This is a genomic window from Aeromonas sp. R7-5 (genome assembly GCF_040908015.1).
In the GTDB taxonomy this organism is placed as follows: domain Bacteria; phylum Pseudomonadota; class Gammaproteobacteria; order Enterobacterales; family Aeromonadaceae; genus Aeromonas; species Aeromonas caviae.
This window is the reverse complement of sequence record NZ_JBFOCZ010000033.1, coordinates 244,702-257,669: the sequence shown is the minus strand read 5'-3', so window position 1 is coordinate 257,669 and position 12,968 is coordinate 244,702. Positions and strand designations below refer to the sequence as shown.

General features: G+C 63.9%; 13 protein-coding genes. 7 read left to right on the top strand and 6 right to left on the bottom strand.

Annotated features, from left to right (window positions below; all coding sequences use genetic code 11):
• Positions 1–62 precede the first annotated feature (62 nt).
• Positions 63–1,019: a D-2-hydroxyacid dehydrogenase gene (locus tag AB5Y53_RS16565; RefSeq protein ID WP_368182597.1), complete on the top strand. Its 957-nt coding sequence runs from the start codon at positions 63–65 to the stop codon at positions 1,017–1,019.
• Between the two features lie 87 nt (positions 1,020–1,106).
• Here the strand turns inward: AB5Y53_RS16565 and AB5Y53_RS16560 are convergent, their stop codons facing one another.
• A complete protein-coding gene (locus tag AB5Y53_RS16560) occupies positions 1,107–1,580 on the bottom strand; it encodes a YMGG-like glycine zipper-containing protein (RefSeq protein ID WP_039041096.1) in 474 nt (157 codons plus the stop codon).
• Between the two features lie 240 nt (positions 1,581–1,820).
• Positions 1,821–3,365: a diguanylate cyclase gene (locus tag AB5Y53_RS16555; RefSeq protein WP_368182595.1), complete on the bottom strand. Its 1,545-nt coding sequence runs from the start codon at positions 3,363–3,365 to the stop codon at positions 1,821–1,823.
• Positions 3,366–3,655: 290 nt separating this feature from the next.
• On the opposite strand from AB5Y53_RS16555, the gene AB5Y53_RS16550 reads away from it, so the two are divergent.
• Together AB5Y53_RS16550 and AB5Y53_RS16545 are read left to right on the top strand one after the other, a co-directional pair.
• Positions 3,656–4,258, top strand: a complete 603-nt coding sequence (locus AB5Y53_RS16550; protein ID WP_368182594.1) for a nitroreductase family protein — start codon at positions 3,656–3,658, stop codon at positions 4,256–4,258.
• Between the two features lie 107 nt (positions 4,259–4,365).
• Positions 4,366–5,826: a diguanylate cyclase gene (locus tag AB5Y53_RS16545; RefSeq protein ID WP_368182592.1), complete on the top strand. Its 1,461-nt coding sequence runs from the start codon at positions 4,366–4,368 to the stop codon at positions 5,824–5,826.
• Positions 5,827–5,847: 21 nt separating this feature from the next.
• Here AB5Y53_RS16545 and AB5Y53_RS16540 read toward each other — a convergent pair whose 3' ends face one another.
• On the bottom strand, positions 5,848–6,519 hold the full coding sequence (locus AB5Y53_RS16540) for an HAD-IA family hydrolase (RefSeq protein WP_368182590.1): 672 nt from the start codon (positions 6,517–6,519) through the stop codon (positions 5,848–5,850).
• Complete coding sequence (locus tag AB5Y53_RS16535) at positions 6,516–6,740, bottom strand: hypothetical protein (RefSeq protein WP_010673776.1); 225 nt, start codon at positions 6,738–6,740, stop codon at positions 6,516–6,518. The genes AB5Y53_RS16540 and AB5Y53_RS16535 overlap by 4 nt, the downstream gene beginning before the upstream one ends.
• Before the next feature lie 114 nt (positions 6,741–6,854).
• On the opposite strand from AB5Y53_RS16535, the gene AB5Y53_RS16530 reads away from it, so the two are divergent.
• Positions 6,855–7,736 (top strand): LysR family transcriptional regulator, encoded by an 882-nt coding sequence (locus AB5Y53_RS16530; RefSeq protein ID WP_368182589.1) that lies wholly within the window; start codon positions 6,855–6,857, stop codon positions 7,734–7,736.
• Positions 7,737–7,772: 36 nt separating this feature from the next.
• On the opposite strand, the gene AB5Y53_RS16525 is transcribed toward AB5Y53_RS16530, so the two are convergent.
• Together AB5Y53_RS16525 and AB5Y53_RS16520 are read right to left on the bottom strand one after the other, a co-directional pair.
• Complete coding sequence (locus tag AB5Y53_RS16525; protein WP_042014506.1) at positions 7,773–8,348, bottom strand: cysteine hydrolase family protein; 576 nt, start codon at positions 8,346–8,348, stop codon at positions 7,773–7,775.
• Between the two features lie 140 nt (positions 8,349–8,488).
• Positions 8,489–9,652 carry an FAD-dependent monooxygenase gene (locus AB5Y53_RS16520; protein WP_180911435.1) on the bottom strand — a complete coding sequence of 388 codons (1,164 nt, stop codon included), beginning with the start codon at positions 9,650–9,652 and terminating at the stop codon, positions 8,489–8,491.
• A 224-nt stretch (positions 9,653–9,876) separates the two neighbouring features.
• On the opposite strand from AB5Y53_RS16520, the gene miaB reads away from it, so the two are divergent.
• Genes miaB through ybeY form a run of 3 tightly spaced genes read left to right on the top strand, consistent with a single transcriptional unit; the run spans position 9,877 to position 12,880 of the window.
• A complete protein-coding gene (miaB, locus tag AB5Y53_RS16515) occupies positions 9,877–11,310 on the top strand; it encodes a tRNA (N6-isopentenyl adenosine(37)-C2)-methylthiotransferase MiaB (RefSeq protein ID WP_201968651.1) in 1,434 nt (477 codons plus the stop codon).
• A gap of 50 nt (positions 11,311–11,360) precedes the next feature.
• Positions 11,361–12,419 carry a PhoH family protein gene (locus tag AB5Y53_RS16510; protein ID WP_010673771.1) on the top strand — a complete coding sequence of 353 codons (1,059 nt, stop codon included), beginning with the start codon at positions 11,361–11,363 and terminating at the stop codon, positions 12,417–12,419.
• Positions 12,416–12,880 (top strand): rRNA maturation RNase YbeY, encoded by a 465-nt coding sequence (gene ybeY / locus AB5Y53_RS16505; RefSeq protein ID WP_039041101.1) that lies wholly within the window; start codon positions 12,416–12,418, stop codon positions 12,878–12,880. Before AB5Y53_RS16510 ends, ybeY begins: the two co-directional genes overlap by 4 nt.
• The last annotated feature ends 88 nt before the right edge of the window (positions 12,881–12,968 follow it).

The window sequence follows — 12,968 nt, the reverse complement described above, 5'->3', positions numbered from 1 at the left end:
ACCGCGCTGGTCAGCCGCCCTCCATGTTTGGCATCATGTCCGAACCAATGGCAGGAGGCTTCATGCAGCAAATCGTGTTTCTCGACAGCGACACCCTGGACACCGGCATCAATCTGCGCCGCCCCGATTTTCCCCATCACTGGCAAAGCTACCCGACCACGGCACCGGATCAGGTGGTGGAGCGGCTCAAGTGCGCCAGCATCGCCATCATCAACAAGGTGCGCATCGGGGCCGATGAACTGGTCCAGCTGCCCGAACTGCGCCTGATCGCCCTGGCCGCCACCGGCAGCGACAACCTGGATCTGGAGGCGTGCCGCGCCGCCAATGTCGCCGTGTGCAATATCCGCAACTACTCGGGCCCTTCCGTCCCCGAGCACGCCATGGCCCTGATGCTCGCCCTGTCGCGCAACCTGTTCGCCTGGCGCCAGTCCCTGCTGGAGGGGCGCTGGCAACAAAGCGGCCAGTTCTGCTTCTTCGACCACCCCATCACGGATCTGCATGGCAAGCGCCTCGGGATCATCGGCAAGGGAACCCTGGGACAGGCGCTGGGACAGCGGGCCAACGCCATCGGGATGGAGGTTTACTATGCCCAGAGCCAGGTCGGCTCCCCGGGGGATGACGACAGGCTGCCCCTGGATGCCCTGTTGCAAAGTTCGGATGTGATCAGCCTGCACTGCCCGCTCACCCCCTACACCCGCCATCTCATCGGGGAGCGGGAGCTGGCCCTGATGAAACCGGGTGCCCTGCTCATCAACGTGGGCCGTGGCGGCCTGGTGGACGAGCAGGCGCTGCTCGAAGCCCTCGGCAACGGCCGTCTGGGGGGCGCCGGCTTCGATGTGGCGAGCGTCGAGCCGCCGCCTCCGGATCACCCCCTGATGCAGGCCCTGCGTTACCCCAATTTCATCCTGACTCCCCACGTGGCCTGGGCCAGCGAAGAGTCGATGCAGCGCCTCGCGGATCAGCTCATCGACAACATCAACGCCTTCTCCCTTGGCAGGCGCCAGCACCGGCTGGTGTAAGAGGCCGCTCGCCACCCCTCACGGGCCGACAGCGGGATCAAAAAAAGGGGCCAAAGGCCCCTTTTTGTCGATCAGCTTGCCGCGGCATCAGTCGTCATGCCATCTGTGCTTGCGGTGCTTTTTGTGTTTCTTGTGGTGCTTGTGATAGCGCCTGTCATCGTAATAGCGATCGCCGCGGCTCTCGTGACCATCCCCGGTCCTGGCTCCGATGGCGGAGCCACCTGCACCACCGATACCGGCGCCGATCAGCTGGCCCGTGCTGCCACCGACGCTCTTGCCGATGGCTGCCCCGCCCAGGGCACCGACGGCGCCGCCGAGCGCAGCTTCGTTCTTGTTGCCCCTATTGGCCGTGGCCGCACCACCAGCCGCGCCCCCCAGGGCGGCCCCCACCAGGGCGCCGGTGTCGCCACCCAGCTCCTTGCCGATCATGGTGCCCGCCACCCCGCCGGCTCCGCCGCCGAGAATGGTATTGAGGGTCTCGGATGCCTGCACCTGTCCTGTGCCCAACAGCAACGCCCCCAGCAGCGCCAGTGCGCTCATGCCAAACGGTTTCATTTTCATGGGGTACTCCTGTCAAACCTGATGATTGATTATTTTCCCTGCACTATACAAAGCCCCCTGACCTGCGCCACTGCCGCAAGGGGCACCTCACGGCCAGCCCTCCCTGTCTCCGGTTCGCGACACGATGCAAGAAAGCAGGCTAACCACCTGAAACCACATCAAAAAAAAAGGTCACACGAGAAATCATCCCCGTCATGACCCTTTTCCCGGCCCAAAGGCCCTTTTTTGCAGCAATCACCGTCAGACAGATACTGTCACAACCTCCCCGTCAACGGGCGACGACGCCGCCAGATGCCAGCAATCCCGCCCCTGGTGCTTGCTCTCGTACAGGCAGGCATCCGCCCGCTCGAGCAGCGTCAGGGCATCATCCGGATAGCGCGCTCCGCCGGCGCTCAGGGTGATGGCGTCGGCGAACTCCCGCCATTTCAGAGCCTTCACCCGACCGAGCAGGTGGGTCAGGCGGCATTCCACCTCCGCCTGCTCCCAGGGCAGCAAGGCCGCAAATTCATCGCCCCCGATGCGGTAGACCTGCTCATCCCCCAGGGTTCTCGCCATGATGGTGGCCACCCGAAACAGCACCGCATCCCCCACACCGTGTCCCCAGCTGTCGTTGACGCGCTTGAAGTTGTCCACATCGAACAGCACCAGCCAGTAGGGCCTCCCCGCCTGCTCCAGCCCGGCCCGCTGCTGATCGAAGGCTCGCCGGTTCAGGATGCCGGTGAGAGGGTCGTGGAGCAGGGCATCCTGCCCTTGCAGCAGGCTGTTTCGCACCTGTTCTATCTCCCCCAGGCTGCCGTGCACGAACCAGGTTCGCTGACGCCGCTGGATCTCCTTTCGCGCCTCATCCTGGATGAGGCCGCTGAGCGAGCCCTGCACCAGCGCCTGCTCCTGGCGAAAGATCCGCACCAGAAACCACAGGCTGCACAGCCAGATGCAGAGCAATGCCAGGGCGGGCAGCACCACCATCAGCAGGGTGTCTTGCAGGTTTTCATGAAAATGGGAGGGGGGGAGATAGACGTTGAGATCCCACTCCATCCCCTCCAGAGCGTGTTGCAGGTGGCGACCTGCCCAGAACCCGTCCAGGCCGGCCGCCTGCGTCTCCCGCTCTAGGCGGGGCGGCAACAGCGACAAATTGTGCCCCACCACCAGCTTGCCGCCCTTGCGCTCGGTGATGTAGAGGGCCACCGGATCCTCACCCACCGCCCGGTGCAACGCCCTCTGCAAGGCGCTGAACGACATGTCCACCATCAGCAGTCCAAGCAGTTGCCCCTCATGATCCTTGACCCGCTTGATGAGGGTCAGTACCTGCCGGACCGAATCGAACTCCGGGTAGGGACCGAACCAGACGAGATCATCGCCCTCGCCGGACAGGGTCTGGTACCAGGGCCGCGCCTGTGCCCGGTAGCCCTCTGGTTGCTGCCAGTCGGGATAGCTGTCGAGCCGATGGGTGCGCGCGTTGTAGAAATAGAGGAAATGGGCGTCGTACTTGAACTGATGAGCAATGGCCCAGATGGGATTGATGGCCGATGCCCCGGCAGCGATGGCCTGCTTGTCCAGGGACGCCTCCAGCACGCCAAGCTGGCGGCGGTTGTCCTGCGCCATGTCCTGGAGCAGGGTGGCGTCGAGGGCGGCCAGCATGTGACCGTAACCCGCCACTGTCTTGTCGATGCTGCTCAGGTAGCTGGCTGCCGCCAGCAACAGAGTGGCGATCAGCACCAGCCCTCCCAGGAGAAACGACAGCGGAGTCAGTATGTAATAGCGTTCCTTGATCAGCGCCGCCGTCATGCCACCCTCTATAAAATGTCATATTGGATGAATTTTATAGATTAAAAATCTGCAAAAGATATTGATTGAAGTCATTAACATCCACTGCTAATGATAAAAAAGATATCAAGGTGTCTCACGGCCATATTCACATCCGTCATGTGAATATCCATAAAAAGTAGAAACAGTCATTACTCGTCGTTGACGGTTTATTGCCCGCAAGGTGATATAGTCGATGGCTCGAGAAATCGGAGCCAGATGACCTTTGTCGGCAACGCTGGCGGTGATGATTCATCAACCAAGGAGATGTTATGAGCAGTCCGTTTATCGAACAGATCAAAGCACGTCGTACCATCTATGCCCTGGGCAACCGGGTGACCCACTCTGAGGCCCAGCTGACCGCCCTCATCAAGGATGCCGTCAAGCACAGCCCCTCTTCGTTCAACTCCCAGAGTTCCCGCGCCGTCATCCTGTTCGGCGAGCAGCACCACAAGCTGTGGGACATCGTCAAGGCGGAGCTCAAGAAGATAGTGCCGCCGGAGGCCTATCCCCAGAGTGAAGCCAAGATCAACGGCAGCTTCCGCGCCGGGGCTGGCACCGTGATCTTCTTCGAAGACACCGCCGTCATCGAGGATCTTCAGCAGAAATTCGCTCTCTATGCCGACAACTTCCCCATCTGGTCCGAACATGCCACCGGGATCGCCCAGTTCGCGGTCTGGACCACCCTGGCCCAGGAGGGCATCGGCGCCTCCCTGCAACACTACAACCCGCTCATCGACGATGCGGTGCGCAAGGAGTGGGACCTGCCCGCCAGCTGGCTGCTTCGTGCCCAGATGCCTTTTGGCAGCATAGAGCAACCTGCCGGCGACAAGACCTTCATCGACGACGACGTGCGTTTCCGGGTCTTCAAGTAAGCCTTCACGCCCCCTCCACCAGGGGGCGTTTTCTTCTCTCCCCCTCGTTCACCCTTGTCACGTGCCAGCCATACTCTGAACAAACGCTCTCTTGTCAGGAGGTCCCCATGGGGGACATCGCACGCCAACGTACCTCATGCACATTGACGCCCTTGTCCGCTCTGTTGTGTGTCGCCGCCCTGGTACTGCTGTTCTCGCTGATCGGCATCTTCACCCGCCCCCCCAACCTGCTGGCGGCCTTCTGGCCTGCCAATGCGGTCCTGCTCGGCTGCATGGTGCGCTATCCACGCCTGGCCACACCGGCGGGCTGGGCCGGCGGCATACTGGGCTTTTTTCTCGCCGCCCTCTTCACCGGCGAGCCCCTGTTCAAAACCATCCTGCTGACCTGCGGCAACCTGGCCGGCATCGGCGTCGGGTATCTGCTGATGCATCGGCTCGCGCCTGCCGACAAGCTCCTCAGGCGCCCCACCTCCCTCGTGCTCCTGTTGCGAAACACCCTGGCCGCCTCCCTCGCCGCCGGCGTGGTCGGCGCCATCATCAATCCCATCCTGTCTCTGGGCCCCCCGCTCTACGGGCTGGGCTTCTGGTTTGCCAGCGAGCTGGTGAACTACATGACCATACTGCCGGTGCTCCTGACACTGCCTCCCCATGACAGCGTGCCCCCCTGGCGCACCCTCCTTTACCGCACCGAGTTCTCCTGGGCCAGATTGATGCCGCTGCTGAGCCTGGTGGCCTCCCTGCTGCTCACCCTGCTCGTCGAGGGGCCGGGATCCATCGCCTTCCCGGTACCGGCGCTGCTCTGGTGCGCCGTCACCTACTCCGTCTTCGCCACCAGCCTGCTGACCCTGAGTTACAGCACCCTGATCCTGATCGCCCTCTCAAACGGCCACCTCGTCATCAATCACGATGTCCAGACCCAGTACTGGATGTTCTCCGTCCGGATAGGGGTCATGTTGATCGCTCTCACCCCCCTGACCGCCGCCAGCATCATGGCGGCCCGCAACAGCCTGCTGCGGGAGATGAAACACCTGGCCCACCACGATCACCTGACCGGTGCGCTGAACCGGGCCGGCTTCTGGTCGGCCGCCAATGAACTGCTCCAGCACCTCACGGTGCAGCGCTACCCTGTGGCGATCTGCATGCTGGACATCGATCATTTCAAACGCATCAATGATCGTCACGGTCACGAAGAGGGGGACAACCAGTTGAGCGGCTTCGCGGCCCGGGTGCGCGACCAGCTTCGACCGGGGGATCTCTTTTGTCGCCTGGGGGGAGAGGAGTTCGTGGCCATCTGGCCCGGCCTCAGCGAGGAGCAGGCCATGGCGGTGGCCGAGCGGCTGCGAAAAATCGTCGCGCAGCCAGGGGAAGAAAAGGGAGCCGAGCCCGCCGTCTGCATCACGGTCAGCATCGGTATCGCCTCCCAGAGAGAGGGCCCCTTCAATCTGGACGAGCTGCTCTCTCGCGCCGATCAGGCGCTCTATCTGGCCAAGCACAATGGCCGCAACCGGGTGGAACGTTATTCGGCCGAGCAGGCTTCCCCCAGCATCGGGCAATCTTGCGGCGCCTGAATGGCGTGCCCCTTGTCGTCATCATCCTGCCTCTGCCAGCAGCGGGGCGGGCAGATGAAGATGGAGCCCGTCCGGTGCCACCTCGATCTCGATCCCGCGCCAGTCCCGCAGCCAGCCCTTGAGCCTGTCGTCATACCGCCTTGTTCCCCCCATCTGCACCACCTGGCAACCCGCCTGCAGGGCGCTGGCGATGCCCGCTGGCGCATCCTCGAACACCAGGCAATCGGCCGGAGCCAGTCCCAACCGGCTGGCAGCCAGCAAATAAGGCTCGGGATCCGGCTTGCCCCGTACCACATCACCGGCACACACCAGGAGACGGGGCAGCGGCAATCCGGCGTGCAGCAGCCGGTGCTCTGCCACCCTCCGGCTTGCGGAAGTCACCAGCGCCCAGCGCGTCGACGGCAGCTGTTCGAGCCGTCGCCGGGCACCGTCCAGGGGCATCGGCGCCGCAGCGTATTCCATCTCCAGATCGTCGAGCAGGGCCACCTCCACTGCCATGTCCAGCTGGGGGGCCAGGGCCCCTATCACCTCCCGTGAGCGCACGCCGTGACACACGGCGAGCACGGGAGCGGGATCCAGCCCATGGTGCTGACACCAGCGCCGCCACACGACTTCCACGTCGCCGGTGGAGTGGACCAGGGTCCCGTCCATGTCCAGCAGCAGGGCCGCGGCCTTCACGCGCACCGCGCTCACAGGGCTCTCCCCGCCAGCGCATCGGCGAAGACCTGCCGCTGGGCAGCGGCCTCGTAACAGGCGAGCGCCTGCTCCGCATTGCTGGCCCACACCGGCAAGGGGGCGACGACGAACCCCTGCTGCAACAGACTGGTCAGCAGCTCCCCGGTCTCCGGTGCGGCCAGCGGCTGAGCCATCACCAGGCTCCCCTTGATCAAAAACAGATAGCGTTCGCTCGACATGACATGACTCCTTGTGGCTGAACCGCGGGCAAGCAGGCCCGTTTCGAGACCATTAGAACAAGGAGATTAGATAATTTATAATCAATAAATCGCCACATTTGATAACCAAATGGAATGAGATTCGACCTGAGACAATTGCAGGCCTTCGTCATGTTGGCCGAGAGTGCCAACTACCGGGAGGCGGCCAGCCGGCTTTTTGTGACGCAACCGGCCCTGACCAAGCAGATCCAGGGGCTGGAGCAGGCCCTCGGCAGCACCCTGTTCAACCGGGGCCGCCACGGGGCCGAGCTGACCGCCATCGGCCTCCAGTTGCTGCCCCAGGCCAGGGCTCTGGTGGATCACGGCAAGGGATTCGAGCGGCATGCCCTGGCGCTGGCAAGCGGTGCCGCCGGACGCCTCAACATCGGGTTCGGGCTCTCCAGCTTCGCACTGGCCCCCTCCCTGGTGGCCCGTTTCAAGCAGCAGGCCCCCGACGTGCTGGTTCACCTGCGGGACACCACCTCCGCCATCCAGCAGGAGCACTTGCTGGCGGGTAGGCTGCAACTGGGCTTCATGCGACGGCCTGATGCGCCGCAGCTGAGGGAACACAGGCTGCTGACGGACAGACTGGTGCTGGCCGTCCCCACCCGGGTGGCAGGGCCGGACTTCGACCTGGAGCGGGCGCTGATCCGCGATCCCTTGCTGCAGATGGTGGGCCATCGCTGCCCGGGTCTCAGCCAGCAGATCGTCCGCTTCCTCGGTGCCAACCGGCTGACCGGTCTCATCCAGGAGGCGGAAGACATCCAGACCCTGGTGGCCCTGGTGGCCGCCGGTATCGGCAACGCCATCCTGCCGCGCAGCGTGGGGTTCATCGCGGGCAAGGAGGTGACCCTCTACCCCCTCTCCGGCCCCTGGTCGGAATGGGAAATCAGCCTGGTGTGGAACCCGGAATTTGCCGATCCCATCCGGGATCGCTTCCTCGCCATGGTGAGAGAAACGCACCCCGAGCCCGCATGAGGTGCATGAGATGCCTGCAGGAGAGGATGGCCGGGCTCAGTCCCGCTCCGCCAGCTCCGCGACCTTGATGATCTCGGCAATGCGACCGAGCATGCGCAGGGAAGCCTGGTGTTCTGCGGCATCCGCCGCCGCACAGGCATCCTCCAGGATGGTGATGGCGTAGTCCCGATCGTGACCATCTCGCACTGCCCCCTGAATGGCCCAGCTGGTACTCACGCCGCACACATAGAGATGCTCGATGCGATTGGCCCGTAGCGCAGGCTCCAGCGCCGTGCCGTAGAAGGGGCTGACTCTGGGTTTGGTCAGCACCAGATCCCCGGGTTGCACATCGAGCTCCGGGTGAAAGTCGGTGCCGCTGTCCGCCAGGGAGAGGGCCCCGAACTGCCGGGCACGGCCAAACATGGGGGAGCCCTTGGGTTGCAGCAGATAGCCCTCGTCAAACCCCACCTTGATGAGCACCACCAGCCAGCCGTGAGCGCGGGCATGAGCCAGCGCTTGGTTGGCGTGCGCAATGGCGTCCTGCTCGATCACCTGGGCCGCCGAGGCGGCGATGCGCCCGTCCGGGTGGGCGATGTCGTTGATGAAATCGATCACCAGCAATGCCTTGTTCATGGTGTACTCCCCCCTTGCCTGAGGCCGTTTTGCCCCTGCGCCGCCAGGATCACTCCTCGCGGCCATATAAAAAACCGGCTGGCACCATCACACGGATTGATATGCCACCCGATTGGCACCTGGCAGTGCCACGCACTGCCTCATACCAGCCCAAGCGCATAGCGTAGCGCCATCTCTTTGAGGGGGCCCGCCTTGTCCGCCAGATTCAGCGCCAGGTTGCGGGCAAGCCTGAGGGGGCCTATCTCGTTGCTGAAGACCCCGTAGAAGAGATCCATCCCCGACTGCATCAGCAGGTTGTCAGGGCGGCGTCGCCCCTCGTAACGCCTGGCCAGCGCCAGCTCATGCCACTGTGCCCCCGCCTTGCCGAGCAACCCGGCCCAGCAGGCCACGTCCTTGAAACCGAGGTTGACCCCCTGCCCCGCCAGCGGGTTGATGGTGTGGGCCGCATCCCCGAGCAGCACCACTCGCCCGGCGTGATAGTCGTTGGCGTGGCGGCGCACCAGGGGGAAGCTCCCCTTGGCCGTCACGGTGAAACCGCCAAGGCGGCTCGGGAAGTGGCGGCGCACCTCGACGGCCAGGGCCTCGTTGCTCATGGCGGCCAGCGCCCGGATGCGGGCCGGGCTGTCATACCAGACCAGGGAGCCATGGCGGCCCGGCAGCGGCAGGAAGGCGCGCGGGCCGCTCGGGGTGAACTGCTGCCAGGTGATGTCTTCCTGGGCAAAATCGGTGTCGATGTTGATCAGCATGCAGTGCTGGCGGTACTCGAAACGCGACACCCCGATGCCGGCCAGTCGCCGGGTGTGGGATTCGGCACCATCGCAGGCCAGCACCCAGCGCGCCTGCAGCTCGGTGCCGTCATCCAGGGTCAGCACGGCGTCATCCGCACTCTGGCGCAGACTCGTCACCGCCGCCGGGGTATGGGTCTGGATGGTCGGGAAATCCTCCATCCTTTTCAGCAGGGCGAGCTGGATCAGCCGGTTCTCGATGATGTAGCCGAGCTGGGGCAGCCCGAGATCCACCGCGTCGAAGCGGGTAGCGAAGCCGTCCAGCTCCCAGGTCTCCAGCCGGCGATAGGGGCACAGCCGCATCTGCTGCAGATATTGCCAGGCACCGGCCCGGGTCAGCAGCGCCACCGAGGCCTGACTGATGGCGGAAACCCGCAGATCCAGCGGCTGCTCGGGGGCATAGGGCTCGGGCAACCGGGTCTCGATGACCCGCACCGAGAGCCCCTCTGCCGCCAGCAGGCAGGCGGTGGCGGCACCCACCATGCCGGCGCCGACGATGGCAATATCACACTGTTCCATAACTTGATTCCTGCAAGGAGTCCCCGCGATAAGGGGCAAGGGCCGAACCGAATGGGGCATGATAACGCAAGGAGGCGGCAGAAACAGTGAGGGGGATGCGCAATTGCCGACGACAAGCCGGCCCTGATGGCGACGGGCGGCCCCAGACTGGTCAGCACCGGGATTGCGGAGTAAAATGGCCGGTCCTTTGACCCTGCCGATTTCAAAACCAGTCACGAGAAGCAATGAGCAAGAAACTTCATATCAAGACCTGGGGCTGCCAGATGAACGAGTACGACTCGTCCAAGATGGCGGACCTGCTGGATGCCAGCAATGGCTACACGCTTACCGAGGAGCCGGAAGAGGCAGATGTGCTGCTGCTCAACACCTGTTCCATCCGCGAGAAGGCCCAGGAGAAGGTGTTCCACCAGCTCGGTCGATGGAAGAAGCTCAAGGCGAAAAAACCGGGGCTGGTGATCGGGGTGGGCGGCTGCGTCGCCTCCCAGGAAGGGGAGAACCTGCGCAGCCGGGCGCCCTATGTGGACATCGTCTTCGGACCCCAGACCCTGCACCGCCTGCCGACCATGATCAAGCAGGTGCAGGAGGGGCGCGGTGCCCAGGTGGACATCGCCTTCCCCGAAATCGAGAAGTTCGACAACCTGCCCGAACCCCGTGCCGAGGGGGCGACCGCCTTCGTTTCCATCATGGAAGGCTGCTCCAAGTACTGCTCCTTCTGCGTGGTGCCCTACACCCGTGGCGAGGAGGTGAGCCGACCGCTGGATGACGTGCTCTATGAAATCGCCCAGCTCGCCCAGCAAGGGGTGCGCGAAGTGAACCTGCTCGGCCAGAACGTCAACGCCTACCGGGGGCCGACCTTCGACGGGGAGGTCTGCACCTTCGCCGAACTGCTGCGCCTGGTGGCTGCCATCGACGGCATCGACCGCATTCGCTACACCACCAGCCACCCGGTCGAGTTCACCGACGACATCATCGAGGTCTATCGTGATACCCCCGAGGTGGTCAGCTTCCTGCACTTGCCCATCCAGAGCGGCTCGGATCGCATCCTGACCATGATGAAGCGCCCGCACACCGTGCTGGAGTACAAGTCCAAGATCCGCCGCCTGCGCGCCGTGCGTCCCGACATCACCATGAGCTCCGACTTCATCGTCGGCTTCCCGAACGAGACGGACGAAGACTTCGAGGCCACCATGAAACTCATCGAGGAGATCAACTTCGACATGAGCTTCAGCTTCATCTACAGCCCGCGCCCCGGCACCCCGGCCGCGGACCTGCCCGATGACGTCGACATGGAAGTGAAGAAGGCCCGTCTGACCCGACTGCAAAACCGCATCAATCACCAGTCCATGCTCATAGGCCGCTCCATGCTGGGCTCGGTGCAGCGCATCCTGGTGGAGGGGCCCTCCAAGATGGATCCCATGCAGCTCAGTGGCCGTACCGAGAACAACCGGGTGGTCAACTTCGAGGGGCCGCACCGCCTCATCGGCGGCTTCGCCGACGTGGAGATCACCGACGTACGCCCCTACTCCCTGCGCGGCCGCTTCATCCGCGGCGAGGACGAAATGAACCTGCGCATCGCCACAGCCCCGAGCGAGATCCTCGCCCGTCGTCCTGACAACGTGCCCGATGATCTGGGCGTTGCGGCCTTCAGACCCCATTGATGACTCTCTCCCCCGCCCCGTGGCGGGGGAACAACCGATAAGAGGACACCTTGAGCCGACACATCTCCACCCTGAATCTGCATCTGGAACCCGCCGACAACCAGCGCCTCGCCAGCCTGTGCGGACCCTTTGACGACAACCTCAAGCAGCTGGAGCGACGTCTCGGCATCGAGATAAGCTACCGGGACAACCACTTCCAAGTGATCGGCAAGCAGGCCCAGGTGGAGGCGGCTGCCGTCATCCTCAAGCACCTCTATGTGGAAACCCAGCCCCTCAAGGGGAGCAAGGTGAGCGACATCACCCCCGAGATGGTGCACCTGGCGGTGCAGGAGTCCCGCGTGCTGGAGCAGGACGACGAACCCGCCCCTTCCCTGCCGTATGGCAAGGAGGTCACGGTCAAGACCAAGCGCGGTCTCATCAAGCCCCGCAGCCCGAACCAGGCCCAGTACATCGCCAATATCGTGCGCCACGACATCAGCTTCGGCATCGGGCCCGCCGGGACCGGCAAGACCTATCTCGCCGTGGCCGCCGCCGTGGATGCCCTGGAGCGCCAGGAGATCCGCCGCATCCTGCTGACCCGCCCGGCGGTGGAAGCCGGTGAGAAGCTCGGCTTCTTGCCCGGCGATCTTTCCCAGAAGGTGGACCCCTACCTGCGCCCCCTCTACGACGCCCTGTTCGAGATGCTGGGCTTCGAGCGGGTGGAGAAGCTGATGGAGCGCAACGTCATCGAGGTGGCGCCGCTCGCCTACATGCGCGGCCGCACCCTCAACGACGCCTTCATCATCCTGGACGAGGCCCAGAACACCACCACGGAACAGATGAAGATGTTCCTGACCCGCATCGGCTTCAACTCCAAAGCGGTGGTGACCGGCGACATCACCCAGGTGGACTTGCCTCGCAGCACCAAATCCGGTCTGCGCCACGCCCTGGAAGTGTTGCAGGGGGTCGATGGCCTCTCCTTCAACTTCTTCGAGTCCAAGGACGTGGTGCGCCATCCCGTGGTGGCCCGCATCGTGCAGGCCTACGAGGCATTCGATGCCCAGCAGGCGGCCGAGAAGAGCGCAGCCACTCCCCGCAACGAGAACACCAGCAAAGAGAGTGCCCAATGAGCGTGACCCTGGATCTGCAACTGGCCTGCGCCAGCCCGGACGGCCTGCCGACCGAGGCCCAGCTGCAAGGCTGGCTCGACGGCACCATTCTGGGCTTCCAGCCCGAGGCCGAGGTGACGGTGCGCCTGGTGGACGAGGCGGAGAGCCGCGAGCTCAACCACACCTATCGCGGCAAGGACAAGCCCACCAACGTGCTCTCCTTCCCCTTCGAGGCGCCACCGGGTCTCGAGCTGCCCCTGCTCGGGGATCTGGTGATCTGCCGCCAGGTGGTCGAGGCCGAAGCCGTCGAACAGGGCAAGCCCCTGATGGCCCACTGGGCTCACATGGTTGTGCATGGCAGTCTGCATCTGCTAGGTTATGACCATATCGAGGACGAGGAAGCCGAGGAGATGGAGCAGCTCGAGCGCGACATCATGCAGGAACTGGGCTTCGCCGATCCTTATCTGAACGACGAAGAGTAACGAACCGGATGGTCATCGTCTTGAAACAGCCGATGCCCATCCTCATATAGCCACAACGATTTCAAGTGTGTTCATACGAGTAACCAAG